A 22,494-nucleotide genomic window follows, 5' to 3' on the forward strand; every position below is an offset into this window, starting at 1 on the left:
GGGCGCAGTTTGCCCGCGGACCCACCGCCGGAGCCGTTCCCGATCGGCTTGTGCGTACGCCGAACGGACCTGCGCCGACCCCTGGTCGCGGCGCTGTGGAGCCTCACGGGGGGGAGTTTCGCCGCTAGGACTTGTCCTGGCCGACGGGGTGGACACGGACGAAACCCTCGGTCCACTCGTCGCCGTCGATCGTGTACTCGTCGATGACGAAACACTCCGGCTCCTCGGCGAAGCCCGGCAGGAGCCGTGCGCGGCGCTTGCGTTCCTCGGCCTTCGCCGGCGTGGAGTAGACGCCGAGCAGCTTGGGGTCGTCACCGTCCTGCTCGTCGATGTGCACGGTCTCGCCGTCGAGGTGCAGGGTCGCGCCGCCGTCACCTGCTTCGTTCTGGTGTCCGATGTGCCACAGCAGATAGACCGTCATGGCCGCACGCTATCTTTCGAGCCTTGGCGGGGTCCGCCAGAGGGCCCTAGATCTGGGCCAGCGCCGCCAGCGGGTCGTCGAGTACCGGCTGCCAGGCCAACTCGGCCGCCCCCACAAGACTGTTGTGGTCCAGTGTGCAGGCGAGGATCGGTACGCCGCCGCTCTGCCCCCACAGGCTGCGGTCGGCGACGACGGCGCGCAGCCGGTCCGGGTCGGCGTCGAGCAGGGTCCGGTGCAGTCCGCCGAGGATGATCCGGTCGGGATTGAGGATGTTGACGAGGCCGGCGAGTCCGAGGCCCAGCCGGTCGATCAGCGCCTCCGTGGCCATGCGGACGCCCGGGTCGGCGTACTGGCCGCGGATCAGCTCGTTGGCCTGCTGGAGCAGCGACACCTCGGGGCCCGGATCGCGGCCCGCCGCCGTGAGGAAGGCCAGCGGGTCCGCCTCGACGTCGAGACAGCCGCGGCTGCCGCAGTAGCAGGGGCGGCCCTCGGGGTTGACGGTGAGGTGGCCGACTTCGAGGGCCAGCCCCGAACTGCCCGTGTGCAGGCGCCCGTCGAGGACGAGGGCGCCGCCGACGCCCCGGTGTCCGGTGGCCACGCACAGCAGGTCGCGGGCCCCGCGGCCCGCGCCGTGGCGGTGCTCGGCGAGGGCGGCGAGGTTGACATCGTTGGCCGCGAAGGCCGGCCCCTGGATTCCGGCCGCGCGCACCCGCTCGGCGAAGATCTGCCGTACGGGCGCGCCCGCGGGCCAGGCCAGGTGCAGCGGGTTGAGGGCGAGCCCTTCGGGTTCGGCGACGGCGGACGGCACGGCGAGACCGGCGCCCACACAGCGCCGCCCGCTCGCGCGGAGCAGTTCGGTGCCGGCCTCGACGACCGAGGCGAGCACCTTCGCCGGATCGGCGTCGACGGTGTCGCAGTTGGGCGTGGTCGCGACGATCCGGCCGCCGAGCCCGACCAGCGCGGCACGGAACCCGTCGGCGTGCACCTGCGCGGCGAGCACGACGGGCCCGTCCTCGGCGACCTCGAGGCGGTGCGAGGGCCGCCCCTGCGAACCGGCCGCCGCCCCGGGCCGCGCGTCGACCCGGATCAGCCCCAGCGCTTCGAGCTCCGCGGCCACCGCGCCCGCGGTCGCCCGGGTGACCCCCAGCTCGGCGGTGAGCACGGCACGCGTCGGCGCACGTCCGGTGTGCACGAGCTCCAGCGCGGGCCCGAGCGCCCCGCGCCCCCGGTCCAGTCGCGTCCGCGTGTTCGCATCCCCCGCCGCCCGGGGGCCCGCCTTGCCGTTCATGAGGGCGAGTCTCCCATGATCCGCTCGTCCGGAGGCCCGTCCGGCACACCATCGCGGACCGGCGCGGGCTCAGAGGCCGCTGACCCGCAGCGTGACGTTCAGACGGCCGGTCAGCCCCAACTCGGACGGCGCCGTGCCCGCGTACACCCGCGGTACGCCGTGATACGCGAGCCGGGAGGCCCCGCCGAACACGAACAGATCGCCGCTGCGCAGCTCGACATCCGTGTACGGCCGCGCCCGCGACTCGGTGTTCCCGAACCGGAAGACGCAGGTGTCGCCGAGGCTCAGCGACACCACCGGCACGTCCGACTTCTCGTCGCTGTCGCGGTGCATGCCCATGCGGGCGTCGGCGTCGTAGAAATTGATCAGTGCGATGTCGTACGGGGCTGTCGCCGCGGCCTCCGGGCCGAGGGCGTCGCCGACCGCGCGGCGGCCGAGGTCGGCCAGCCAGGCCGGGAAGGGCTTCACCGGGGAGCCGTCACCGTCGACGACGGTGCGCGCGTACCCGTACGGATACCAGTGCCAGCCGAGGCAGACCTGGCGGGAGGTCATCGTGCCGCCACCGGGGGTGCGGACCGTGCGCAGTCCGGCCGGGGGGCGGGCCCACGTCCGGCAGGCCTCAAGGAGCTGCCGCTGATGGTCGGCGTCCAGCCAGTCCGGGACGTGCACCGCGTCGGGCGCGATCTCGGTACGGCTCCGGGGGAAAAGCTCCGCGTCCATGGACATGGCTTCATCCTCGCGCACCCGGCCCGCCCCGGGCTGAGCTGCGGCTCGGCTAGCCTGGACCCACGATGAACGACCGAATGACCACACCCTGGGGCGAGTACGCGCTGGCCCGCTTCCCCGAGAACCCCCGCGACCAGCTGCGTGCCTGGGACGCCGCCGACACCTATCTGCTGCGGCACCTCGCGGAGAGCGGGACCCCCCTGTCGGGTGCGGTCGTGGTCGTCGGCGACCGGTGGGGCGCGCTCGCCACGGCGCTGTCTGCGCACCGGCCGACGCAGATCACCGACTCGTTCCTCGCGCAGGAGGCGACCCGGGCGAATCTGGCGCGGGCCGGTGCCGAGACGGACGCGGTGCGTCTCCTCACCACGCAGGACCCCCCTCCCGAGCGCATCGACGTGCTGATCGTCCGGGTGCCGAAGAGCCTCGCTCTCCTGGAGGACCAGCTGCACCGGCTGGCGCCCGGCGTGCACGAGGGGACGGTCGTGGTCGGCGCCGGGATGGTCAAGGAGATCCACACCTCGACGCTGCACCTCTTCGAGCGGATCCTCGGTCCGACCCGCACCTCGCTGGCGGAGAAGAAGGCCCGGCTCATCTTCTGCACCCCGTTCCCGGGGATCGCGCGGGAAGCGAACCCGTGGCCGTACAGCTATGAGCTCCCCGACGGCATCGGCCCGGTCTCCGGCCGCACCGTCACCAACCACGCGGGCGTCTTCTGCGCCGACCGTCTCGACATCGGCACCCGGTTCTTCCTGGGGCACCTTCCGCGCAGCCGCGGTGCCGAGCGCATCGTCGACCTCGGCTGCGGCAACGGAGTCGTCGGTACGGCGGCCGCGCTGGCCAATCCCGAGGCCGATGTGCTGTTCGTGGACGAGTCGTACCAGGCGGTGGCCTCGGCGGAGGCGACGTACCGGGCGAACGTCGAGGGCTCGAGCGCGGAGTTCCGCGTGGGTGACGGGCTCGCGGACGTCCCCGCCGGGAGCGTCGACCTCGTCCTCAACAATCCGCCGTTCCACTCCCACCAGGCGACGACGGACTCCACGGCCTGGCGGATGTTCACGGAGGCACGGCGTGCGCTGCGGCCGGGTGGCGAGCTGTGGGTGATCGGCAACCGCCACCTCGGCTATCACCTGAAGCTGCGCCGGCTCTTCGGCAACAGTGAACTCGTGGCCAGCGACGCGAAGTTCGTCGTTCTCAGGGCCGTCAAGAAGTAGCCCCCCGCAGTGACCTCGGCGCGGCCCCGAGCTCCCTGCGGCACGCCTTGTTGAAGGCCTGCAGGTCGGGGATGCCGACGGAGGCGGCCACGGCCGGGATGGAGAGCGTCGAGGCGCGCAGCAGGTGGCGGGCGCGCTCCAGTCTGCGGCGGCGTATGTAGGCCACGACGGTGATGCCCGTCTCGGCGCGGAAGAGCCGGGTGAGGTGGTTGTGCGAGATCCCTGCGGCGCGGGCGATCTCGGGGATGGTGAGCGGGGCGGCCAGGTGCGCCTCGATGTGGGCGATCGCCGTGCTGACCGCGGGATGCGGCCCGGGGCTCGTGGCGACGGCCGGGGTGAGGTGGGCGACGCGCCACAGGGCGGTCCAGATCTCGGCCCGGGTGCGCTCGGGTGCGCCGGGGGCGGCCGCGATCGCGTGCAGCAACAGGCCGGTGAGTATAGGGAGTTCGGGTCCCGCGTCCTGCACGACGGGGACGGTGCGCGCCGGGCCGACGGGGGCGATGCGCAGGTGGGCGTAGAGGTGTTCGGAGCGGCCCTGGTAGCGGTAGCGGACCGTGGTGCCGGGCGGGACGAGGCTCACGCGGCCGGGACGGATGACGTGCGCCGTGCCGTCGACGGTCAGCTCGGCGTCGTACTGGTAGAGGTGCAGCTGCCACAGCTCCGGCAGCCGGAAGACGTCCGTGGCGCCGGCGACGCCGTGCACGCCGACGCCGATATTGACGACGGCGGGCGGCTCGCCGAGGTGGAGCTCCGTGTCCCGCATGGTGAAAAACTACCAGCGGTGGTGAGTGGGGCCAACGCGCAGACGACAAGGCCGCTCCTACGTTGGGGCGCATGACCAACACGTGGGAGCACACGACCGGCACCTTGGGGCACACGACCCGCACCGCACTCCTGAGTTCGGTGCGGATGGCGCACTTCGTGGCCCACGGCTCACTGCGGCTGGATGCCGTGGTGCCGCCGGAGATGAACGCCGAGGGGTTGGACGTGCTGAGCAACGGGCTGCCCCGCGTGCCCTGCGGCAGCGCGGTGCCGGACGCCTACCCGGAGGGGTCCTTCGTTCGCCGCCTCCTCGAAATCCCTGGTGTGGCAGGGGCGTTGCACAGTCTGGTCGGGCCCGGTCCCGCCGTGGACCATCATGCCGTCCACGTCCGGGAGCCTCGTCAGGGGCAGGCGCAGCCGCTGCACGGTGACGCGATCATCGATGTGCGCGCCGATGCCTTCGATGTCCAGTTGATGTACTACCCGCAGGACGTCACGCTCGACATGGGCGGCACCCTCAGCGCGCCGGGCAGCCATCTGCGCCGGACGAACGAATCGGACACCGGGCGCTATCAGAACCTGCGCGGGCAGAGCCGCCTTGTCTGCCCGGCCGGCACCGTGGTGTTTCTGCACCATGGGCTCTGGCACGGCGGGCGGCGCAACGACAGCGATGCGGTCCGCTATATGTTCAAGATCCGCTTCAATCCGACGGTACGGCAGCGACGACTGTGGGACACCTCGGATCTCGGTGACCCGCGGGTCGCCGAGGAACTCGCCACGACGTTCCCGTGGTACGAGCCCGCCACAGGCCGCCTCGAGGTGTACAACCGCGTCCTGCTGTGGCGTTCGCTCACCGGGGACGACTCCTTCGACGTGGACCACTGGGTGACCAGGGTCTCCAACCGCCCTCAGGAGCACACCGCATGAGCATCCGTCAGCAGGTTCTCGTCCTCTACCTGGCCACCTCCGCGCTGGACGCGGACGTGGTGGGCTGGTCGGTCTACGACGGCACCGGCCGTACGTTCCCCACGACCGGGGACAGCGACGAGCCGCCGTACAAGTCGGGCGTGCACGCCCTGGAGGACGGCTGGCGGCTGTTCCAGGCGGCCCAGCTGATCCCGCCGTATCCAGGTCACGAGTACGACGTGTCGTTCCTCAAGCACGAGTTCTTCTTCGAGAAGCTGGTCGAGATCGAGGCTGCCTGAGGTGACCCACGCAGTACACCGGTGGGTCGGCCACGCAGAACGCGAGTGGGTCACCCGCGCAACACGCCTATGGGTCACCCACGCAGCACCCCGGTGGGTCACCCGCGCAACACGCCGATGAGCCGCGCGACCGTCCGCGCCATCGCCTCCCGTCCCACGCTGAGGTATTTGCGTGAGTCCACGGCCTCGGGGTGGGTGGCGAGGAACTCCCTTACGGCGCCGGTCATCGCGATGTTGAGGGCCGTTCCGACGTTGACCTTGGCGATGCCACCCGCGACGGCCGCCGCCAGTTCATCGTCCGGCACTCCGGACGAGCCGTGCAGGACGAGCGGCACGCCGAGCGCCGCGGTGAGCCGCTTGAGCAGGTCGTGGTCGAGGGCTGCGGTGCGGGTGGTCATGGCGTGCGAACTGCCGATCGCCACGGCCAGCGCGTCCACGCCGGAGTCGGTCACGAAGGTGCGGGCCTCGGCGGGGTCGGTGCGGGCGCCGGGCGTGTGCGCGTCGAGCGGTGCCTCACCGTTCTTGCCGCCGACCTGCCCCAACTCGGCCTCGATCCACAGTCCTTGGGCGTGTGCCCAGTCCGCGGCGGCCCGGGTCGCGGCGAGATTCTCCTGGTACGGCTGCCGTGCCGCGTCGTACATCACGGAGCTGAACCCGGCGCCGGGCGCCTGCCGCAGCAGGTCGTCGCTCTGGACGTGGTCGAGGTGGAGCGCGACCGGCACCGAGGCGCGTTCGGCCGCCGTGGTCGCGGCGCGGGCCAGCGGGAGCAGCCGTCCGTAGCGGAATTTGACCGCGTTCTCGCTGACTTGGAGGACGACGGGCGCGTTCGCGGACTCGGCGCCCGCGATGACGGCCTCGACGTGTTCCAGGGTGATGATGTTGAACGCGGCGACGGCGGTCCGCGCCTGGGCGGCGGCGGTGACCAGTTCACCGGTTGCTGCGAGTGGCACAACTCCTCCTTCTTGGCGAGTGGTTGAGCCGACTCAGCGGGCCGTCTGGCTGAGGATCACCGAGCGGGTGAGGTGGCGCGGCTGGTCGGGGTCGAGCCCACGGGCCGCGGCGACGGCGACCGCAAGTCGCTGGGCGCGGACGAGTTCGGCCAGCGGGTCGAGACCGCCGGCCACCCACACCCCGCCGGTGGCCCGGACCTGTTCGGCGAGTCCCTCGGGTGCCTCGCCGAGCATCCAGGTGGCGGTGCCCCGGGTGGTGATGCTGATGGGGCCGTGCCGGTACTCCATCGCCGGGTAGGCCTCGGTCCAGGCCAGCGACGCCTCGCGCATCTTGAGCCCGGCTTCGTTGGCGAGTCCGACGGTCCAGCCGCGGCCGAGGAAGGTGAACTGCGTGCAGCCGACGAGCCCGTCTGGCAGCGGGGTCTTCAGCGCGGTGCGCGCGTCGGCGACTACGGCGTCGGTGTGCAGCCCGAGGTGGGCACGCAGCAGCGTGAGCGCGGTGGTCGCGAACCGGGTCTGCACGACGGACCGCTCATCCGCGAAGTCGAGCACGACGACGTCGTCCGCGGACTGCATCACGGGAGTCCTGGGGTCGGCGGTTATCGCGGTGGTGCGCGTACGTCCACGCAGGTGTCCGAGGAGTTCGAGCACCTCGGTGGTGGTGCCGGAGCGGGTGAGGGCGACCACACGGTCGTACGCGCGGGTGCCCGGGAACTCCGACGCGGCGAAGGCGTCCGTCTCACCCTGCCCGGACTGCTCGCGCAGCGCGGCGACGGCCTGCGCCATGAAGAACGAGGTGCCGCACCCCACGATCGCGACCCGCTCCCCCGCCTCGGGCAGCGCGGCCCCGTGCGCCGCGGCCTGCTCGGCGGCGCGGATCCAGCACTCGGGCTGGCTGTTCAGCTCGTTCTCGACATGGGTCATGCCGTACCCCTCCCACTGATGCTTGTTTGTGCAAGATATAGCGAACTTTCGAGCACAATCAAGCATTCGGGCGGGAGTGGGGGTGCGCTAGGGTCGCGGAAGATCGAGGAATGGAGAGTGCGGATGTCGCGCGACGCCCGCTGGAAGGCGCTGCTGGAACTGCTCGTGGAGCGGGGCCGATTGGATGTCGAGGAGGCGGCGGCCCAGCTGGAGGTGTCGGCCGCGACAATCCGGCGCGACTTCGACCAGCTCGCCGAGCAGCAGATGCTCGTACGCACCCGGGGCGGCGCGGTCGTCCACGGTGTCTCGTACGAACTTCCGCTGCGCTACAAGACCGCCCGCCACGCCTCCGAGAAACAGCGCATCGCGAAGGCGGTGGCCGACCTCATCGTGCCCGGCGAGGCGGTCGGCCTGACCGGCGGCACTACGACCACCGAGGTGGCCCGCGCCCTCGCCGTACGCCCCGATCTCGCCTCCGGTTCGCCCGCGCTGACCGTGGTCACGAACGCGCTGAACATCGCCAACGAGCTCGCCGTCCGTCCCCAGTTCAAAATCGTGGTGACCGGCGGGGTCGCGCGCCCTCAGTCGTACGAGCTCATCGGCCCGCTCGCGGACGGCGTCCTCGGCCAGATCACCCTCGACGTCGCCGTGCTCGGCGTGGTCGCCTTCGACGTCACACACGGCGCGGCCGCCCACGACGAGGCGGAGGCCGCGATCAACCGGCTGCTGTGCGAGCGCGCCGAGCGCGTCATCGTCGCCGCCGACTCCAGCAAGCTGGGCCAGCGCGCGTTCGCCCGGATCTGCGCGGCCGAGTCGGTGGACACCCTGGTCACGGACGCGGCGGTGGGGCAGGAGACGGTGCGGCGATTCGAGGAGGCGGGGATCAGGGTTGTCGCGGTCTGACGTGTCCCGGTGATCGCCTTGGCCGGAGCACCGACCGGTCCGGCTCACTGAGCGCCCTTCGCGCTCTCATCCCTTCGCACTCTCATCGAGGTCGGCTTGTCCGGCTGGGCCGTCCTCTGGTTCCAGTCGGCCTGTCCGGTTGGGCCGCCCTCCGGTTCCGCGAGCGTTCACGAGGCCATCATGTCCAGGCCGCCGGACGCGCAGACGACCGCACTGGCGTCCTGCGGTCAACCGAACCCACAGGAGTGAGGTCTCGATGTCCCCAAGACGCTTCCTCGCCGGCCTGGCCCTGGTGCCGGTGTTCGCCTTCCCGGTGGCCGCTCACGCGACGACGGACCATGGCCCCGAAGTGCCGTCCCACAAGACCCACTTCGACCTGCAGGCCCACCGCGGCGGCATCGGCATGACCACCGAGGAATCGCTGGAGGGCTTCGGCAAGGCTATGTGAGCTGTTCGTCCGCCGGGTCTACCAGGAGATCCACGCCTCCGGCATCGAGGACCAGGTCACCATCCAGTCGTTCGACTGGGGCGCGCTGAAGGCGATGCACAAGCTCGCGCCGAACTGGCCGCTGGTGGCGCTCACGAACTACGACTTCCTCCAGGTCGGCCGGCCCGGCGCCTCCCCGTGGCTCGGCGGGATCGACGCCGACGACTACGACGGCGACTTCGTGAAGGCGGCCGCCACCATCCCCGGCGTCAGGGCGCTGTCCCCCAGCTACGGCTTCCCGCAGAGCGGCAAGACGGTCAGCGCCCATGTGCCCCCGGGCATCCAACGGCTTGCCGCGCGCCTGGGCGACGTCCCGATCGGGGTGTTCACCGCCGACTGGACCCTCGTGTGGTGGAACACCACGTGGAGCGCCCTGCACGGCGACCCCGCCGTGCTCCCGGCCCCCGAGCGGAACCTCGCGCGCGCCCTGTTCGGCAACGGCGCCGCTCATGCCTCGATGCTTCCCGTCCGATCCGAGGCCGGACAGGACGCCTTCGAGGCGTCGATCGTCGCCGATCTCAAGGACGCCGTGTCCCGCTATCCCGCGGACGCCCCGCTCGATCGTCTCGTGCGGGAACTGCGAGGCATGTCCGACGTCTTCGCCCATCTCTGGGCCACTCGGACGGCCGCCGCCCAGCACACGGCCGACCGGAAGACGATCCGGCATCCGGAGGTCGGCGACATCGTGCTCGACTGCGACGTCCTGATCGTTCCGGGCGCCGACCTGCGCATGGTCACCTACACGGCAGCGGCCGGGAGCAGCGACGCGGGAAAGCTCGACCTTCTTCGGGTCACCGGTGGTCATACCGCCACCACGCGCCCCTGACACCGGCTCCCGCTACCACTGCCACTGCGGCTGCGGCTGCGGCTGCGGCTGCGGCTGCATCGTGGGCGGGACGCCCTTCCTCATCACCCGCGACGCCCGGGGTACTTGTTCCCTGGTGTCCGAGCCAGGACTACACGGCCTTGAAGTTGTGACCTTCTTCGAGGTCCGGGATGAGCGCGGCCTGCCCGGGATACCAACCCAGCTACTTCTGGGTCAAGGCGCTCGACGCCGGGCCGTCGAGCGACGCGAAGGCGCCGAGGAAGCCGAAGTGGGCGTCTGCCTCTTCGCGGGAAATACCGGTCACCGGCAGGTTCAGGTGCCGACCGATGACGTCGGCGATGTCACGGAAGGGCACGCCCTCCTCGCCGGCCCCGTGCAGTCGTGCGCCCGCAGGCGCCGCTTCCAGACCCCGCAGTAACTCGTCGGTGAGCGGGGCGAAGGGGCCGCCATCGTCCGTCGCCGTCGCCGTCGCGTCCCAGAACGTCCTGGTGGCTATCGGGCACCTCGCTTGATCTGCCTGAGGATGGACTCGTCGGTGATCTCGGTGTCGGCGGCAAGCAGGAACGCCTTGCTGAGAATCAGCGAGAGCCGGTCGTCCTCGAACGGCAGGAACACCTTGCCGTCACCCTTGCCACGCGACGGGACGATGCACAGGTAGGAATCGTCCGGCTCCATCAGGATGTTGGCCGAACCCAGATGGATCTTGTACGTGCCCAGGTCCCCGCGGACGACCAGGAAGCGGCCGTCGAGCGAGCACCGGCCGGCGATCTTCAGGCGCGGCAGGATCCGTTCCAGCGCCTCGCGGCGGACCTCGGCGCTCGCCGGCAGCGCACCGAACGTGGACGTCCGCCAGTACACGGCATAGCGGTCCTCGCCCCGGTCGGCCCAGTCGGGATCGGCGGCGATCGAGGTCACGCCCACGAACAGATCGACGTCCCTCATCGCCTCGCTGAACACCGGCGGGGGCACCTCCGCCAGCGGAACCTCCCGCCAGCGCCGGCCGTCCCGCCGCTCGAAGCGGACCTGGTCCGTCGCGGCATGCTCGGGCTCGTAGCCGCCGTCGTCATCCGCGGCGGGCTCGTGGTGGAAGCAGGCCCGCCACGTGCCGTCGCCGAACTCGGCCCGCGCCTTCCCGTCGTAACCGCCGTCGTGCCGGCCGAGGAAATTGGCCTGCCAGCCGCGTTCCTTGAACAGCGCGTAGAGCTGCCGGTAGTGGACGATGTGGGCGGCGAACCGGTTGGAGTAGACGCCGGTCTCCTCCTCCGCCGGGGTGAGCAGGTAGACCTCCCGGAAGGCCTGTTTGAACGGCTGCCGCAGCCGCTCGGCGACGAGCCGCTCCCGCCACGCCCTGATGTCGTCCCTCGACGCCCGGATCGGATGCCACAACCGGACGCGCTCGGGCCGACCAGGCGGATCGGCCATCGGTGCCACCGTGCGCCACTGGCTGTCCGCGTCCTGGAACTCCCAGATCAGGCCGCGGACGAGAACCCCCGTGACCGGATGGTCGCGGTAGTAGCGGCACCACTCGTCGCACGGCCACTCGCGCCCGGCCGACATCAGCGCCTCGACGCGGGCCCGCTCGCCCGACAGCGTGCTCCGCACCTCCTTGGCCAGGGCCTTCAACTCCTTGAACTCGTCCGGGTGTCCGTCCTTCACCTCCGCCGGAGCAGTGCGGGACGTCCCCCCGTCGGGGCCGGTGAAGGTGAGCCGCACGGTCGCCGCTTCCTCGATCGCCACCCGTACCCGGTATCCGCCCAACTCCAGTTCCAGCGAGCCGTCCGGCGCCAGGCCGTGGTCCGGCACGCTGCGCTCGACGAGCTGCCCCGCCGTGATGCCCTGCCGGTCGGCGGCCGTCACCAGAGCGGTGTCGAGCTGCTTGCGCAGAGCCCGGTGCTTGATCCGGGACTGCAGCCGCCACAGAGACTCCAGGGCGGCCGGATCGTCGATCTCGGCCAGCGCGTTGATCGTCGCGCCCGCGAGCTTGAGGTCCTCGATCACGTCGGATCCGGGGCCGCCGGCCCGCAGGGCGAGCGCGTCGAGGTACGGCACCGCGGCCGGGCTGCCGGTGAGCGCGGCCGCCCAGACGACGCCGCGCGCCAGGTCGCCGTCGCTCTGATGAACGACGTAGTGGTAGTGGTAATCGCCCATCCAGCCGGTGTGCGGACCCTGTCCGCTGCTGCACAGCGGATCCCCCTCGGTCAGCCCCCGCAGGATCTCGACCGCGAGGTCGCCCACCGCCGCCGCGTCCGCGAGCGCGCGGCATGTCCGCCGCCACCGCTGCGTGGGACGCGGCCCCGACAGGCTTGCCAGGTGCCGGACGAAGCCGGCCAGCTCCGGCGTCGGCGTCGTGTTGACGCGGTCGCGCAGTGGGGCGGCCCAAGGGGCGTACGAGGGGATCAGTCCCTCGGGGATGTGAGCCTCGTCCACGCTTTCGAGCAGCGTACGGAGGCGTTGGGCGAGCGGCCCGCGCCGGCGCGCCGCGACATCGGTGTTCATGAGCTCCGCGTGGGCGTGCCGCAGCCAGGGCGCGACCGCGCGGCGGCCGTCGGCGTCGAGGCACTCGGCCGCGTTCAGCACCATCCTGAGCGATTCGGCAAACCAGTGGCTCATGTCGTACTCGGTGGCGCGAAGCAGCATCACGGCGACCTCGTCCGAAGTCCAGCCGCGCACCCGCGAGATCAAAGTCCCTATCTGGCTGTCGTACTGCCAGAAGCCGGTGTCCTCGAAGCGGGCTGCCAGCAGGAGGCACAGGACCGCGGCCCTGCACTCCTCGTCCGCGCAGGCCGCGAGCCGCATGTCGATCTCGGTCTGGGTCGCCGCACACGCCGCCGCGAACCGCTCGTGCCCGCCGGGCTCCAGCCACCTGACGTCGCCCCACCGGGAATCCGTCCGCTGACGTTCCAGGAGGTCGACGAGCCAGCGGACGCGGCCGAGCGCGGCAGACCTCACGTCGTCGAGCGAGTCGTTCCTACGGGATTCGGCCACCAGGGCGTCGTAGAGCATGGGCGGGATCATGGCAGAGGGGACTGACAATGCGATCAACCCGCTGGATCCTCGCGTCGGTTCATGTGATCCGGGGCCCGACTACCGGCGGTGCGGAGGTTCCGGAAGCCGGGGGGGGGGGGGGGGGGGGGGGGGGGGGGGGGGGGGGGGGGGGGGGGGGGGTGTGGGGGGGGGGGGGGGGGGCTAGGTGGGGGGGCGGGTGGTTGAGCACCCCCCCCCTCCCTCCCCCCTTCTCTCTCCCCCCCCCCCCCCCCCCCCCCCCCCGGGCCGCTCCCCTGGGCGGCGGTGCACCGACTACGGGGTCCAGGTGTGCCCCGGCGCCGCGCGGAGTCCGGCTCGGCCGGGTGTGGCGCAGGCGCCGGCTGCGCACGCCGTGAGCCACTGGTCGAAGTCGGCGTCGTAGCGGGTGGCGATATCGGAGCCGTAGACGGCGTATCCGCCCGTGTAGTCGCCGACGCGGAAACGGGCGAGCATGCGGTGGATGTCCGTCGGGTGTTGCTCGAACATGTAGCGGACCGCGAGGTAGCCCCATGGGTAGGTGCGGGTCACGTCGCTGTTGGCATAGGTGTTCTGGAACAGCGTGCTCAGTCGGTAGGTGTGCTTGCCCGCCTCCGTGACCGCCTGTTCGTCGGTGATGCCGCGGTAGCCGTAGGAGACGTATTCGGCCAGGCCCTCGATCCACCAGACGTCCGGCACCGACGTCTGCTGGGCGAAGTCGCCCTTCATGTCGTCGCGGGCGTCGAGGAAGTGCGTGTACTCGTGGTTGAGGTTCCAGATCCGGGCCGTGAAGCCGTCATCGACGTTCTTCTGGTACATGATCGCCAGCGGTTGGTTGGCGGGGTCGGACGGGTCTCCTGTCAGCGTGATGCCGCCGTTGTCCGTACTGACGCCGAAGATCGCCCCGGCGTAGGTCTGGTAGTCCGCGCGGCTGGCGAAGACGACGAGTTGGAGGGTCGACACGTACTGGCCGGGTATGGGGCCGTCGTCCGTGACGAGACTGTCGAAGTACGGGTCCTGACCCAGCAGGTTGGCGCAAACCGCGTCGAGTTCGGCGGAGGTGAGCGCCTGGGCCCGGACGGTGTGGTTCGCGTCGCAGGTGTGGGTGATCGGCAGGGCCGCCCTGGTCAGCCGGCCGGTCAGGTCGCAGACGTCGTAGTACGAGCAGTTGGGGCCGTCGTAGTAGCCGGCCTGCGTCGCCACCGCGATCCACAGCCCGGCCTTGGGGCCGGTGATCTCCGACGCGTTCAACAGGTCCTTGGCCAGAGGCCGGACCGTCGCCTGCAGCGCGGTGTGTTCGACGTAGCGGGCGAGATTCATCCCGGCGTTGGAGTTCAGGTAGGCGCGGTCGGTCCCGAGCAGATCCAGGTGCTTGAGCGCGAACGTGTGGAGGGTCCGGACGACGCCCGGGTCGGCGGCGACCGCGTTGACATAGTCCGTGTTCCAGTTGCCGCGCCACAGCGGGGTGTAGACGTCGTTGACGGCCGCGAGCATGCTGCCGACGGCGTCGTAGGAGCTGTCGTATCCGTTGAGCACCCGCCGGTAGACCTTCAGATAGCGGGCCTGCTGGTCGGCGCTGTCGGTGAGGATGACGACCTCCCCCAGCACGTCACCGTTCGCCGCGGTGACATCCCCGGAGTGCCGGTTGGCGAAGAAGGCGTCCAGGCCGCGTGTGGTGGCCCCGGACAGGGTCGCGCCGTAGGGGCCGACGTCGGCCGGGTTGTTGAACTGCACGTAGTAGCCGGCACGCAGGAACAGGACGAGCTGCCACACCTGGGACGAGTTGTCGCCTCGATAGCGTTGCGCCTCTCGCGTGAAGGCCTTCGCCATAGTGACCATCTGGGACTCGCGGAAGATGTCGCGGGCGTCGGTACCGGTGACGGCGAACAGGGTGTTGACGCAGTCCGTGGTCGAGGCTTTGACGAACGCGACGAGTGCGGAACCGGTCCTGCCGGCGAAGTCGGCCGGAGCGCAGGAGGCGGCCTTCGGTGTGGTCTTCGTACCGGTTCCCGCGCTCGGACGGGCCCGGGAGGGCGTCGGCGCCAGAGGAGGCAGCTGGGCCGCGGTGAGCGGTCGGCCCTGTCGGGCGGGACGGTCGGTGGCGCCGACGGTCGAGCCGGTCGGCGGCGGGGGTGGCGTCGCCTTCCGGGACGCGGTCACCGGGGTGGTGCCGTCCCCAGCGGGGGGTGCCGCGAGCGCCGGCGTCGACAGCAGGCCGGCGAAGGTGACGCAGACGGCGAGGACGCCGGCCATGCGTCTGGGCAGCGCGAAGCGGTAGCGCATCTGGACTCCTCCACGGATGGATGCGCCTCGATACGGGTGTTGAGGCGTGTGTGGCACCTTCTCAACACCGGCCCGACCCAACAATGGCGTGTGACATAGCACATTGCATCGGCGAGCCATAACACCAGGAGCCGCCCTACGCCCCGGTCACGCTCCAGGTGCGCGCGGCCCACGTCCTCAAGTGCGGTGACTGGCCGACGAGTTCGCGGTACGCGGAGGTGGCGGAGTGGAACAGCGTCTCCGCCACTTCCCCGGCAACCGCATCGCGCCGCCAGGCCAGCACGTAACGGCACCACAGTGGCGTACCGATCAGCGGCTTGATCACCACGTCCGGGATCGGTCGCAACGTCGCCTGTACGACGGACACACCGAGGCCGTCGCCGATCATGCTCTGCAACTGCAGCTGGTCGCCGAGGAATTCGTGCACGGCAACCGGCGAGAAACCGGCCGCTTCACAGGCGGTGTAGAAGACTCGCGGCCAGCCGGCTCCGTCGTCCGGTGTCAGGAACCACGCGTCCTCGGCCAGATCGGCGAGCGAGACCTGAGCGCGGTGTCTGAGGCGATGGCGGGACGGCAGGGCCACGAACGTGGGCTCGGTGACGATCCCGCGGTGCGTCACCGCGTCGGAATGCCTCAGCTCCATTCCGGGGTAGTCCGCGGCGACCGCCGCGTCCACCGCGCCCTCCTCCAGGAGTTCCACGATCCGCGAGGAGGCGTACACACTGCTCACCGCAAGCGGGACATCCGGCAGCCTGGCCCGGACCCGGGAGACCATGCCCGACAGCACCGGGGAATTGGTCGCCGCCACGCGCAAGGTCCGACGGGTTCTCGCGGCTTCGCCGGCCGGACGGCACCCGATCGCGGCGGTACGGGACAGGACATCTCGCGCCTGAGCGACGACCTCGATGCCGTACGGTGTCAGCCTCACCCCCGCCGGCCCGCGCTCGAACAGCGACTCGCCGAAGTAACGTTCGATCCGCCGGAGTTGGGTGCTCATGGCCGGCTGCGAGTAGCCCAGGTCCGACGCGGCCCGGCCCACGCTCCCCGCGTCGGCGATCGCGCACAGGACGCGCAGATGCCGAAGCTCCAGCTCCATCCGTCCACTCCCCCATCCGTCCACCCGGCCGGCCCCACGACGTCATCGCCGGCGTGGGCCCCTACTGAGCCGATGCCGGTCCGTGGTCGCGGCCGGCGGACAGGAAGCGTTCCATCGCGTCGTCGCAGGCACAAGGCACATGTCCGCCACGGCGCGGCCGACCGCGCCCATCGCGTCCGTCGCAACACCAAGGCCGAGAAAGCGGTGATCGCGACCATGATCGCCCACGGCGCCATCAACACCGGCATGGCGCCGTGGCAGCCCGCTCCCTCACCGTCGCCCGTCCAGCGCTCAGTGTCCGCGGAACGCCTCCTCAAGCCACCAGGCCCCCCGGTCTCTGACCACCTTCGCGTCGATGAGCAAAGGCGCGGATCGTGGCCCGGCGACCCAGTCCTCGACGGCGTTCAGATCCGCCCGCGTGCGCACGGTCACCGCCTCGAAGCCGTATCCGCGCGCCACGGCGGCGACGTCCGTCGGCGGGAACTCGACTGTCCCGAGCGGATATCCGTCGGGCCCGAAGTGGTGCACCTCGGCTCCGTAGGCGTCGTCGTTGTACACGACGACCACCATCGGCAGCCCGAGCCGGCGTACCGTGTCGAGTTCCGCGGCGCCCATCATCGCGCCGCCGTCCCCGAGCGCGGCCACCGGAAGCCGGTCGGGCTGCGCCAGTGCCGCACCGATCGCGGTCGCCAGCCCCAGGCCGATCGACTGGAACGCCTGGGTGAAGCACAGGCCGTTCTCGTCCGGCACCGACAGGTACATGCTCGGGTAGCCCATGAAGTTGCCGGAGTCCACGCCGATCACCCGCTCCATGGGGAGAATGCCGTCCAGCGCGATGCTCAGCGTTCGCGGGTCGATCCGCTCGCGGCTGCTCGTGTCTTCGTACGGCACATCCCGCCACCGCACGCGTGCGGGGAGAGCCGCCCCGACATCGGCGGTCCGATAGCCGTTCCGCCGCCCGCCGGCCCTCGCGAGCGCACGCCGCGCCGTCAACTCCACGTCACCGGTGACCCCGAGGTCCACTTCCCGATGCGCACCCAGCGCCGAGGCGTCGTCGTCGACCTGTACCACGGTGGTGTCCGGACCGATCAGCCGGCCGTGGCGCATGGTCCACATGTTCAGCGCGCAGCCCCACCCCACGATCAGGTCCGCCCCCTGGATCAGCTCGGCCGCCAGGGGTGACGCGAAGCCTCCGGACACGTCGAGCGTCCACGGATTGCCGTGGAACAGGCCGCGGGCGACGGCCGACGTCGCCAGCAGCGCGCCGTGGCGTTCGGCCAGCGCCGCCAAGGCCTCCCGGGAACCGGGCGAGCGCGCGCCCCGGCCGGCCACGAAGACCGGGCGCCGGGACTTCTCCAGCGCCTGTGCCAGCGCCCCCACGTCGGCCGACGCCGGCTCGATCGCGGTCCGTTCGGGCGGCGCCACGGCCAGGGCGGGTGCGCCGTCGGGTGCATCGAGGGCCTGTACGTCCAGCGGGAGGTTGAGCAGCACGGTACGTCGCTCGTGCACAGCACGTCGTAGCGCGTCGCAGGCCTGCGTGACGGCGCCCTCCGGCGACGTCACGCGCGCCGTGACCGCGCCCACCGATCGCGCCAACGCCTCTTGGTCGACGTAGAAGTTGGATCTCGGCTCGGTCACCTCGGCTGCCAGCACGAGCAGCGGTGTACGGCTCTTGGCCGCCTCGGCGATGCCGGTCATGGCGTTCGTCAGGCCGGGTCCCTGATGAACGCTCAGCGCGGCCACTGTGCCGCTCATCCGGCTGTAGGCGTCGGCCATCGTCGCCGCGCCGCCTTCATGGCGTGCGGCGACGAACCGAGAGCCCTGCGCGACCATGGCATTGGTGAGATGGAAGTTGCCCGATCCGACCACGCCGAAGACATGGCCGACCCCGGCCGCGGACAGCGCCCGCCCGACGGCCTCCGCGACTTTCACGAGCTCTCCACGAGCGCGAGCACCCGCGCGGGAGCCCCCGACCCCGTGACGATGGGCAACGGTCCGGCGATGACGACGCAGCCGGTCGGCGGCAGCAGCTCCAGGTTCTGCAACTGGGTCAGCCCGTACTTGTCACTGCCCATGAGATAGGAGTGACACGGGAAGGCCGGGTCGAAAGCGTGCGCACGTCCTGCGTCGGTGCCCACCGTCTCGACTCCGAGGCCGATCACCGGCGACTCCTGAGCCACCCAACGGGCGCATTCCGGCGACAGGCCAGGGGTGTGCGGGCCGTTCTCGTCCGCGTTGAGGAACGCCTCCTGAGAGTGCGCGCGGGCGTCCCAGCCGGTGCGCAGCAACAGCCATCCGCCGTCGGGCAACGGCCCGTTCTCAGCTTCCCAGGCCCGCACGTGATCCACCTCTACGAGGAAGTCCGGGTTCTCGCGCGCCTCGGCGGTGAAGTCCAGCACGGCGGCCGGTGCGATCAGCCGACGCGCCGGCACCGACGCCACGTCGGAGAGGTCCTTCCCGGTCACCCAGTGGTTCGGGGCGTCGAAGTGGGTCCCCGTGTGCTCGCCACTGCGGAAGTTGTTCCAGTACCAGGCCGGCCCCTGTTCGTCATACCTGCTGATCTCCTCCAGTTCGAACACCGCCGTCTGGCCGAACTCCGGCGGCAGCTGGATCACCGGTGTCGACGACGACAACGGCGACGTGAGGTCGACGACTTCGATCGACCCGCCCCGCAACCCGGACACCAGCGAAGCGAGGACGGACGGCTCGGACATGAGGGCCTCCTGAGACAGCGCGGAACTGACAGCATGCCAGCCCGATGTGACGGTGGCTCAGATGAACGAGCCGACGCGCCTCACCACGCGTGTGGCCGCCAGGCAACACCGGGGCCGGTCGTGAATACGCAGCCACCCCTGCTCGTACTGTGTTCCCGTTGGGGGCGGAATACGGGGTCAGTGCTTGGCGAACTGGACCCGGGTCGGCTGCACGACGTTCGGCCGGATCGCGATCCCGTCGACTGTGAGTCGTTCTCCGAAGATGTCGGTGATCCTGATCGCGCCGCCGCATCCGGTGCCGTCGTCGGAGATGAAGTAGTTGTAGTCGGTGCGGGGCAGCTGACGCCAGCCGCTGCCGGCACGGACCTCCAGCCGGGCCACTGGATTCCGGTGACCTATTACCTGGATGCCGCACCAATAACGGGTGGACCCGGTCTTGTACCGGATCGACATCGTGCCGGGAGTGCTGGGGCTCACCAGCTTCCACGTGATCGGGATCCGGCCGAGCGAGGGGTTCGCGAGTTCGGCGAAGGCCTCTGCGCTGAGGTCGATCTGCCCGGGTGAGCACTCTCCTGGGCATTCGTTGGTGATGCGGACCGTGATGGAGGCTCCGTTGGCCGCGCGGACGGACACATACGCGCCGCAGGCCTTGGCCGACTCGTAATCGGTGGAGTTCATCGCTCCGGTCATGACATCACCGCTCGGGTCGTACAGGCAGGCGCCTCCGCCGTCCGAGTCGTAGAAGGTGGCGACTCCTTCGTAGGTGACGGCGGGCCGTATGCGTCCCGACAACGGTGCGCCGGCGGACACCGCTTGCGGGGTGCCCGTCGCTGACGGCTTCGCCGACGCGGCGCTCGCGTCGGCGGACGGCGTCCGCGAAGTGTTCTTGGCTGACGGCTTCGCCGACGCGGTGGTCGCACTACCGGAGGAGGTCGGAGACCCCGTCGCGGGCGTGACGCTCGCCAAGGTGCCGACGACGGGCGTGGCCGCGGCGTGCCTGGCGTCGGCCTCATGGTCGGGGAGGAGCACCACGACCAAGGAGGCGACCACGAGCGCCGCGGCCGCCGATATGAACAGCCACCGCCTGTACATCGGACCTCCTTGACGGCCACCACCCGTTGCTGCGAGTGACGGGCGCAGCGATCGTTCCAGACCCGGGGGCACGACGGCAAGCCTGATCTCGGGGCGCACTTGTGGCCCAGCGCGGTCCGAAGAACCTCCCGGTGAGCCACTCGCCGAAGAAGCCGGGCTTCTTCCAGACACAGAAAAGGGGCGCCTACTCACGGGTGGTGAGGATGCCGTCGGCGTCGCTGTAGACGTGGCAGCCAGGCGTGAAGGTCACCTCGCCGAACGAGACTTCGACATCCTTGTCGCCGGTGCCTCCTTGCGGCTCTTGCGGCTCTTGCGGGGGTTTGATCCGATGGCCCTGATGCCGAGGTTGATCTTGGACAGCGCCTCGACGTCGCGGACGGCGCCGTGGTCCGGCAGCACAACGTCCCACGCGGCCGTGTGCCTCGTACTTGTCGTACGTGCTGAGCTTCGTCCCGCCATGCTTCCGTGTTCCGCAGGCAGCGGATTTGCGCTGGTCACCCGGCCGCGGCGCTGAGGGCCGGTCCGGTGATGGACATGTCGCCGCTGAACTGGGTGACCTGTGAAACGGTCACGTTCTCGAAGGTGACTGTGCGGGTGGGAACAGCGGGGTGGGAGAGCCACGGGGGCAGCGCGTCGGGCGTGACGGTGACGCTGCGGTCCGCCGGGAGCGGAGCGCCGCCCAGTCCGACGAGCGTTCCGGACAGCTTCTGGGTGTACAGCGTCACCACGTCCTTGCCCTTGACCGTAGATGTGGTCGCGGGCTTGGCCCGCAGACGCATCGCCGCGCGGCCGCGGCCCGCCGTCAGGTCGAGGTCGCCGAAGTCCATCGACCGTGCGGTGAACTTCAGCACCCGCTTGGACCCGTCCGCGGTCCGGACGGTGACCACGCCGCGGAAGGCACTGCCGTGGAGCACGAGTCTGTCGGCGCGCAGCACCCAGGGGACGTTCGCCGGGCGGGCCGGCAGCCGGTCGACCGGTGTGCCGGCACCTGCTGGTGCCTTGGAGGTGCGGATGCCGCCAGGGGCGAGCAACGCCTTCGAGGCCGCTGGTGTGGCGAGCTGTAGGACCAAGGACAGGACGGCCACTGCCAGCGCGCAGGCGAGGGGCCGCAGCAGCTGGCCGGCCGAGCGGCTCTTCACCGCACTGCCCAGATGGCAGGGCTCGGACTCCGGCCCGCTTGCTGCATGACCGGTCAGGTCGTCACTTGCCACCGTGGTCCTCACCCGCGGGGACGGTCGTTGATGCACGGTTCGCTGCGGGCTGCGACCCGGCGGCGCCCGTCGAAGGAACCCAGGCACAGGCGAGGGATCCGCCGATCAGGCCGGAAATCAACCCGATGAACAGGCCCCCGAAATTGGCGACGGGAAACGAGATGAGGGCAAGCAGAATGACCGTGATCCCTGCGAACACGCGCACCTGCTGGTGGAACCAGAGGGAGATGCCCAGGACCACGAGTAGAACCCCGATGATCAGCGACCCCGCGCCGGCGGAGGTCGACAGTGCCAGTGGGATGGCGCCGAAGTTCAAGTGCGCGTACGGAAAGTAGATGATGGGCAAGCCCGCCGCGAAGGTGAACAGTCCCGCCCAGAAGGGACGTTCGTCCCGCCAGGTCCTGAATCCCCGTCGGGCGTCGGCGGCAGCGACACGCAAGTTCCGGCGTCTGCCGAATAGTTCGAGAAACACGTGGGCTTTCCATGATGTGCGACGGGCGGGAGTGTGCCGCGAGCGGGCACGGAGGGTGCGTGCTCCACGCCGACGGGTCAGAAGCACTCGTGGCGGCCTTGCTTGAGCCGCACATCGAGGTCCGGAACGTTGAACGTGGCGGCCGAGACTGCGACCGTAGTGAAGCGCACGTCGCTCAGGGAGGCCGAATCCGCCTGCTGAGCAAAGCCGTTGGGATCGAAGAACCGGGAGTTCCTGTCCTCCCGACTGATCGGGCCCTTGCTGACCGCTCCCGCCGCCACACCGATGTCGAGGTCGTCGAAATTCGCCTGGCTGCTCGACAAGGATGTCGCGTCGAGGAACAAGTTCTTCGCCTCGACCCGGCTCCGTTCACCGCCGGTGACCCTCAGCGTGTACGGGCCCAGGACCGGGATCGGGACCACCACGGACTGGCACAGCCCGCTGATCTCCGCACGGCTGGCCCCGGTGACCGCGACCGGCACGAGGGCGCCCTTCCTGGTCACGTCCACCATGCCGTAGATGCTCAGACCACGGACGTCCAGAGTGGCCAGGGCCACCTGGAACTTCTGGCCGGAGATGAAGAACGACGCGGCCAGTGCTCCTTGCGCCATGCCGATGCCGAGGGCCGCGGCGGCCATGACACTCGGGACGAGAACGGCGGCAAAGCGCTTCCAGGAGGTCCTGCTGGCGCGGTGCAGCATCCCGTCTCCTCCGGTCATGAGGTGGGCCCGCCGATGCCAAGACAGGGGTAGGCGACGTCCCTTTCTCTAGTGGCGGATCCTAGGCTTCCCGGTGCGGCAGCCGTCGGCATGTCAGGTCGGCCAGATGGGTGATGCGGTTTCCGCTGCGGCATCCGGATGACACGCGGTGCAGTGATGAGGTCGATGTCTGCGGGGCACTGACACTTGGACCTCGCAGAGATG

The 22,494-nt window shown here is 70.6% G+C and carries 22 protein-coding genes and 2 pseudogenes; 7 read left to right on the forward strand and 17 right to left on the reverse strand.

All coding sequences use genetic code 11. The features are described from left to right. Nucleotides 1-9: 9 nt before the first annotated feature. Nucleotides 10-207: pseudogene (locus ACZ4WS_RS16340) on the forward strand (hypothetical protein); the annotation flags it as partial. Here the strand turns inward: ACZ4WS_RS16340 and ACZ4WS_RS16345 are convergent. The 3 genes from ACZ4WS_RS16345 to ACZ4WS_RS16355 all read right to left on the reverse strand — a co-directional run bounded on the left by ACZ4WS_RS16345 (nucleotide 125) and on the right by ACZ4WS_RS16355 (nucleotide 2,429). After that, entirely contained in the window at nucleotides 125-421 is a 297-nt protein-coding gene (locus tag ACZ4WS_RS16345; RefSeq protein WP_467980908.1) for a DUF7336 domain-containing protein, read from the reverse strand. The pseudogene ACZ4WS_RS16340 and the gene ACZ4WS_RS16345 sit on opposite strands and share 83 nt — an antisense overlap. A gap of 46 nt (nucleotides 422-467) precedes the next feature. After that, the gene (locus ACZ4WS_RS16350; RefSeq protein WP_467980910.1) at nucleotides 468-1,709 is read right to left on the reverse strand and encodes an ROK family protein; all 1,242 of its coding nucleotides are present in this window, start codon (nucleotides 1,707-1,709) and stop codon (nucleotides 468-470) included. A gap of 69 nt (nucleotides 1,710-1,778) precedes the next feature. Continuing rightward, on the reverse strand, nucleotides 1,779-2,429 hold the full coding sequence (locus ACZ4WS_RS16355; RefSeq protein ID WP_467981099.1) for an alpha-ketoglutarate-dependent dioxygenase AlkB family protein: 651 nt from the start codon (nucleotides 2,427-2,429) through the stop codon (nucleotides 1,779-1,781). An 83-nt stretch (nucleotides 2,430-2,512) separates the two neighbouring features. On the opposite strand from ACZ4WS_RS16355, the gene ACZ4WS_RS16360 reads away from it, so the two are divergent. After that, complete coding sequence (locus ACZ4WS_RS16360; RefSeq protein WP_467980912.1) at nucleotides 2,513-3,646, forward strand: methyltransferase; 1,134 nt, start codon at nucleotides 2,513-2,515, stop codon at nucleotides 3,644-3,646. On the opposite strand, the gene ACZ4WS_RS16365 is transcribed toward ACZ4WS_RS16360, so the two are convergent. Further along, nucleotides 3,636-4,409, reverse strand: a complete 774-nt coding sequence (locus tag ACZ4WS_RS16365) for a helix-turn-helix domain-containing protein (protein WP_467980914.1) — start codon at nucleotides 4,407-4,409, stop codon at nucleotides 3,636-3,638. The genes ACZ4WS_RS16360 and ACZ4WS_RS16365 overlap by 11 nt on opposite strands. Nucleotides 4,410-4,480: 71 nt before the next feature. On the opposite strand from ACZ4WS_RS16365, the gene ACZ4WS_RS16370 reads away from it, so the two are divergent. Together ACZ4WS_RS16370 and ACZ4WS_RS16375 are read left to right on the forward strand one after the other, a co-directional pair. Beyond that, nucleotides 4,481-5,335, forward strand: coding sequence for a phytanoyl-CoA dioxygenase family protein (locus ACZ4WS_RS16370; protein ID WP_467980917.1), 855 nt, complete (start codon nucleotides 4,481-4,483; stop codon nucleotides 5,333-5,335). 2 nt (nucleotides 5,336-5,337) lie between these two features. Continuing rightward, nucleotides 5,338-5,613 (forward strand): hypothetical protein, encoded by a 276-nt coding sequence (locus tag ACZ4WS_RS16375; protein WP_467981101.1) that lies wholly within the window; start codon nucleotides 5,338-5,340, stop codon nucleotides 5,611-5,613. Nucleotides 5,614-5,711: 98 nt separating this feature from the next. On the opposite strand, the gene ACZ4WS_RS16380 is transcribed toward ACZ4WS_RS16375, so the two are convergent. Together ACZ4WS_RS16380 and ACZ4WS_RS16385 are read right to left on the reverse strand one after the other, a co-directional pair. Further along, complete coding sequence (locus ACZ4WS_RS16380) at nucleotides 5,712-6,563, reverse strand: class II fructose-bisphosphate aldolase (protein WP_467980919.1); 852 nt, start codon at nucleotides 6,561-6,563, stop codon at nucleotides 5,712-5,714. A gap of 33 nt (nucleotides 6,564-6,596) precedes the next feature. Further along, nucleotides 6,597-7,487, reverse strand: a complete 891-nt coding sequence (locus ACZ4WS_RS16385; RefSeq protein ID WP_467980921.1) for an SIS domain-containing protein — start codon at nucleotides 7,485-7,487, stop codon at nucleotides 6,597-6,599. A gap of 123 nt (nucleotides 7,488-7,610) precedes the next feature. Here ACZ4WS_RS16385 and ACZ4WS_RS16390 point away from each other — a divergent pair, with 123 nt between their 5' ends. The 3 genes and pseudogenes from ACZ4WS_RS16390 (at nucleotide 7,611) to ACZ4WS_RS16400 (ending at nucleotide 9,703) form a co-directional block, all read left to right on the forward strand. After that, on the forward strand, nucleotides 7,611-8,390 hold the full coding sequence (locus tag ACZ4WS_RS16390; protein ID WP_467980923.1) for a DeoR/GlpR family DNA-binding transcription regulator: 780 nt from the start codon (nucleotides 7,611-7,613) through the stop codon (nucleotides 8,388-8,390). A gap of 256 nt (nucleotides 8,391-8,646) precedes the next feature. Next, nucleotides 8,647-9,127: pseudogene (locus tag ACZ4WS_RS16395) on the forward strand (hypothetical protein); the annotation flags it as partial. Nucleotides 9,128-9,145: 18 nt separating this feature from the next. Beyond that, on the forward strand, nucleotides 9,146-9,703 hold the full coding sequence (locus ACZ4WS_RS16400; protein WP_467981102.1) for an MmyB family transcriptional regulator: 558 nt from the start codon (nucleotides 9,146-9,148) through the stop codon (nucleotides 9,701-9,703). A 202-nt stretch (nucleotides 9,704-9,905) separates the two neighbouring features. On the opposite strand, the gene ACZ4WS_RS16405 is transcribed toward ACZ4WS_RS16400, so the two are convergent. The 11 genes from ACZ4WS_RS16405 to ACZ4WS_RS16455 form a co-directional block, all read right to left on the reverse strand. Beyond that, nucleotides 9,906-10,058: a hypothetical protein gene (locus ACZ4WS_RS16405; RefSeq protein ID WP_467980925.1), complete on the reverse strand. Its 153-nt coding sequence runs from the start codon at nucleotides 10,056-10,058 to the stop codon at nucleotides 9,906-9,908. 137 nt (nucleotides 10,059-10,195) lie between these two features. Then, entirely contained in the window at nucleotides 10,196-12,706 is a 2,511-nt protein-coding gene (locus tag ACZ4WS_RS16410; RefSeq protein WP_467980927.1) for a DUF4132 domain-containing protein, read from the reverse strand. Between the two features lie 294 nt (nucleotides 12,707-13,000). Continuing rightward, nucleotides 13,001-14,986: a collagenase gene (locus ACZ4WS_RS16415; protein ID WP_467980928.1), complete on the reverse strand. Its 1,986-nt coding sequence runs from the start codon at nucleotides 14,984-14,986 to the stop codon at nucleotides 13,001-13,003. A 136-nt stretch (nucleotides 14,987-15,122) separates the two neighbouring features. Beyond that, nucleotides 15,123-16,082 (reverse strand): LysR family transcriptional regulator, encoded by a 960-nt coding sequence (locus ACZ4WS_RS16420; RefSeq protein ID WP_467980930.1) that lies wholly within the window; start codon nucleotides 16,080-16,082, stop codon nucleotides 15,123-15,125. A 291-nt stretch (nucleotides 16,083-16,373) separates the two neighbouring features. After that, nucleotides 16,374-18,014, reverse strand: coding sequence for a thiamine pyrophosphate-binding protein (locus tag ACZ4WS_RS16425; RefSeq protein WP_467980931.1), 1,641 nt, complete (start codon nucleotides 18,012-18,014; stop codon nucleotides 16,374-16,376). Next, nucleotides 18,011-18,796, reverse strand: coding sequence for a cyclase family protein (locus ACZ4WS_RS16430; RefSeq protein WP_467980933.1), 786 nt, complete (start codon nucleotides 18,794-18,796; stop codon nucleotides 18,011-18,013). The genes ACZ4WS_RS16425 and ACZ4WS_RS16430 overlap by 4 nt, the downstream gene beginning before the upstream one ends. A gap of 177 nt (nucleotides 18,797-18,973) precedes the next feature. Further along, the gene (locus tag ACZ4WS_RS16435) at nucleotides 18,974-19,888 is read right to left on the reverse strand and encodes an expansin EXLX1 family cellulose-binding protein (protein WP_467980934.1); all 915 of its coding nucleotides are present in this window, start codon (nucleotides 19,886-19,888) and stop codon (nucleotides 18,974-18,976) included. A 184-nt stretch (nucleotides 19,889-20,072) separates the two neighbouring features. Further along, nucleotides 20,073-20,297: an RraA family protein gene (locus tag ACZ4WS_RS16440; protein WP_467980936.1), complete on the reverse strand. Its 225-nt coding sequence runs from the start codon at nucleotides 20,295-20,297 to the stop codon at nucleotides 20,073-20,075. A gap of 85 nt (nucleotides 20,298-20,382) precedes the next feature. Beyond that, entirely contained in the window at nucleotides 20,383-21,099 is a 717-nt protein-coding gene (locus ACZ4WS_RS16445; RefSeq protein WP_467980937.1) for a hypothetical protein, read from the reverse strand. Further along, on the reverse strand, nucleotides 21,089-21,538 hold the full coding sequence (locus tag ACZ4WS_RS16450) for a DUF6114 domain-containing protein (protein ID WP_467980939.1): 450 nt from the start codon (nucleotides 21,536-21,538) through the stop codon (nucleotides 21,089-21,091). Before ACZ4WS_RS16450 ends, ACZ4WS_RS16445 begins: the two co-directional genes overlap by 11 nt. 110 nt (nucleotides 21,539-21,648) lie before the next feature. Then, entirely contained in the window at nucleotides 21,649-22,272 is a 624-nt protein-coding gene (locus ACZ4WS_RS16455) for a DUF6230 family protein (protein ID WP_467980941.1), read from the reverse strand. Between the last annotated feature and the right edge of the window lie 222 nt (nucleotides 22,273-22,494).

The sequence above is a fragment of the Streptomyces sp. NPDC029292 genome, assembly GCF_055569295.1.